This is a genomic window from Albidovulum sp., assembly GCF_049646345.1.
In the GTDB taxonomy this organism is placed as follows: Bacteria; Pseudomonadota; Alphaproteobacteria; order Rhodobacterales; family Rhodobacteraceae; genus Albidovulum.
Map to the genome: position 1 here is coordinate 1 of NZ_JBARVQ010000894.1, position 3,314 is coordinate 3,314.

Annotated in this window: 3 protein-coding genes and 1 pseudogene; all 4 read left to right on the forward strand. The window is 63.3% G+C overall.

The window, feature by feature from the left end; translation table 11 throughout:
* Nucleotides 1–451, forward strand: a pseudogene (locus tag WBB85_RS23360) (argininosuccinate lyase); the annotation flags it as partial.
* Nucleotides 448–606, forward strand: a complete 159-nt coding sequence (locus tag WBB85_RS23365) for a hypothetical protein (RefSeq protein WP_432640957.1) — start codon at nucleotides 448–450, stop codon at nucleotides 604–606. The pseudogene WBB85_RS23360 and the gene WBB85_RS23365, both read left to right, overlap by 4 nt.
* Complete coding sequence (locus tag WBB85_RS23370) at nucleotides 606–746, forward strand: argininosuccinate lyase (protein ID WP_432640958.1); 141 nt, start codon at nucleotides 606–608, stop codon at nucleotides 744–746. The genes WBB85_RS23365 and WBB85_RS23370 overlap by 1 nt, the downstream gene beginning before the upstream one ends.
* Nucleotides 747–976: 230 nt before the next feature.
* Complete coding sequence (locus tag WBB85_RS23375; RefSeq protein ID WP_432640959.1) at nucleotides 977–3,019, forward strand: AsmA family protein; 2,043 nt, start codon at nucleotides 977–979, stop codon at nucleotides 3,017–3,019.
* Nucleotides 3,020–3,314 lie beyond the last annotated feature (295 nt).

The following is a 3,314-nucleotide window of genomic DNA, read 5'->3' on the forward strand; positions in this document are numbered from 1 at the left end:
GATGAAGGGCCTGCCGCTGACCTATTCCAAGGACATGCAGGAGGACAAGGAACAGGTATTCGACGCGGCCGACAACCTGATGCTGGCCGTGGCGGCGATGGAAGGCATGGTGCGCGACATGAGCGCCAATCGCGCGGGTCTCGAAGCCGCCGCATCCTCGGGCTTTTCCACCGCGACCGATCTGGCCGACTGGCTGGTGCGGGCACTGGGCCTGCCCTTCCGCGACGCCCATCACGTGACCGGCAGCCTTGTCGCCATGGCCGAGAAGAAGGGCTGCGACCTGCCCGATCTCAGCCTCACGGACATGCAATCGGCCCATGCCGGGATCACCGATGAGGTCTATTCGGTTCTCGGCGTCCACAACTCAGTCGCCTCGCGCCAGAGCTATGGCGGAACCGCTCCCGATCAGGTGCGCGCCCGCATCGCTGACTGGAAGGGGCGCATCGGATGAGGAAGGTTGTTGCGCTTCTCGCCGCGACGGGTCTTCTTGTTGCATGCGCCCAACCCCGTGCCCATGTCGGGGCGCGGGTGACCTCCGACGGTGTCCGGCTGGCACCATCGCTTTCAACCTCCATCGCCGGTATCGGCCTCACTGTGAGCCAATGATGATCCGCTTATGCCTCAGCCTTTTCTTCGTCACCTCACTCGCGGCCTGTGGTGCCGACGGTGAACCGACGCCTCCCTCTGCCAAGCCAGGTGTCACGGTCTCGGGCCAGGTCAAGGTTGGCGTCGGCGGCAGCCTTTGAACCATGGACTGAATTGAGCGCGCGGAATATCCCGCGCGCAAGATATGCCTCTCCCCGTTCGCAAGGCGAACGGGGAGAGTATTTGGAAACAGGTGAAGGGCGATCCTGTTTGATCGGGCCTTTGATCTGAATCTATAGGCGGTCGCGCCCGCGATGGCGGTGGCGGCCCTTGTGCCGGGGGCGAGCCGAACCTAGAATCTCGTAAAACGTGTAGTGGTAAAGAGGCAGTCATGCGCTGGATCATTCGGGTCGCCTTCACGCTTGTGGTGTTGGCTGTCGTCGCCGTTGTCGGGCTGTTCTTCCTGCCGTCGGATCAGATTGCCCGGATCGCGGCGGGACAGTTTGAACAGGCAACAGGGCGCCAGTTGACCATTTCCGGCAAGATCAGCCCCTCGTTCTGGCCACATATCGGCGCGCGTGTGGAAGGGGCTTCTGTCGCCAATGCCGATTGGTCGGATGCGGGCCCGATGATCGAGGCCGAAGCACTGTCGATCGGGCTCGACCCTCAAGCCTTGTTCCGGGGCGATATCACGATCCGCCGGGTCGATGTGATTGCACCGGTGATCCGGCTGGAACGGGCAGCGGATGGGCGTGTAAACTGGGACTTTTCGCCGAAAAAGACCGGCGCAACTGGCGGGCAGAACAGCAGCGATACACGGCCGAAAAGTGGCGCTGCCGGTGGCGAGGGCTTTGGCCTTGACCGGTTCACTTTGGATGAGGGGACCGTGCAGGGCGCGCGCCTGAGTTTCACCGATCACGGGAGCGGCCTGCACCAGACCCTGGATGCGCTGGATCTGAAGGTGGCTTTGCCGTCAGCCGGTGGCCCCGCGGATGTGGATCTTGCCGCCATTCTCAACGGTGTCCGGATCAGCACTGTCGGCCGGGTCGCGTCCCTGACGGCTCTGCTTGACGGCGGCGCGGTGCCGGTGTCGCTCAAGGCCGGGATTGGCAAATCGGTGTTCGATTTTTCCGGCGATGCCGGGATCGTTCCCCCGGTTGCCAAGGGTTACCTCGCCGCCGATCTGTCCGACATGGCGGCACTCGCGGCGCTGGCCGGAGCACCTGTGCCGGATCTGCCCAAGGGGGCGGGGCGGGGCAAAGCGGCGCTGGAAGGCGACATAAGCTGGACGGCCGAGCAGAGCCTGCACCTGACCTCTGCGGTGATGGTGCTGGATGAAAACCGGCTGAGCGGCGATCTGACGCTGACGACCTCGGGCGAGCGTCCGAAACTGACCGGAGACCTGCGTGCCGACAAACTGACATTCTTCGCCGATGAGGGTGAGGACACGAAGACCAAGAGCAGCGGTGGCGGCACCAAGAAGAAAGGGGCAAAGCCAAAGGGCTGGTCGAAAGAGCCGATTGATGTCAGCGGGCTGGAGGCGATGGATGCGGCGCTGCGGCTGGATATAGGTGTGCTGGAACTGGCCGGTACCCGTGTGGGGCCGGTAGAGGTGGCGCTGACCAATGACCGGGCGCGCATGGTTTTCGATATCACCCGGATGGCAGCCTATGGCGGTGTGGTGGCCGGTCAGTTCGTCGTCAACGGCCGCGGTGGATTGTCGGTTGGTGGCGATCTTGTCGCCAGTGGTCTTGCCATGCAGCCCCTGCTGACCGATGCGGCCGATTACGAACGCCTGATCGGTACGGGAGAGCTTGCCGCCCGGTTCCTCGGCTCCGGCAATTCCATGGATGCGATCATGTCGGGCCTGAGCGGCGACGGCAGCTTTGCCTTCACCGACGGTGCGCTGGTCGGGCTCGATCTGGCGGGCATGTTGCGGTCGCTTGATGTGAACTATGTCGGCGAGGGGCAGAAGACCATCTTTGACAAGATCACTGCGAGCTATGTGATCAAGGACGGCGTCTTGCAAAACGACGATCTGACGCTGGCTGGTCCGCTGGTTTCAGTGGCGGGCAAGGGCAAGGTAGGGCTTGGCAAGCGCAATCTGAACTACCGCGTCGTGCCGACGGCTTTGGCAAAGGACGATGGCAGCGGTGGCATTTCGGTGCCGCTGCAGATCACCGGGCCCTGGCATGATCCCGAATTCAAGCTGGATCTTGCGGCGCTGGCGAAACAAAAGCTGGGTGTTGATGAGGAAGCGTTGAAGGCCAAGTTGGAAAAACAGCGCAAGAAGGCTGCGAAGAAGGCGAAAAAGAAGGCTGCCAAGGAACTTGGTGTCGATCCGGAGAGTGACGAAAGCCTGGAAGACGCGGCGAAACGGAAATTGCAGGATGAGGCGCTGAAGGGGCTCGGCAAGCTGTTCGGCGGCGACTGACGCGGCTTTCGCTGCCGCGAACGGCAGGTTCGCAAAACGCGCGGGTCCGCTGTCGGGACTTTGCGGACATTACCATGAGTCCAACGCGAGCCGGACGAGTGCCTGCCCGTGGGGTGGCGCAGCGACCGAGGTTCAGGGCAGTTTATAGCCGCAAAGCCCCTCGTCCCACATGCGAAGCGCGCGGCCTCATAAGCGCCAGCCCGCCGGGACGGGCAGGCGCTCGCCCGGCGCCTTCGGCTTGATTCCGGGCGAAAGGGGACAACCGCCAAGGTCCGCTCCGGTGAAGGTTTTCTGA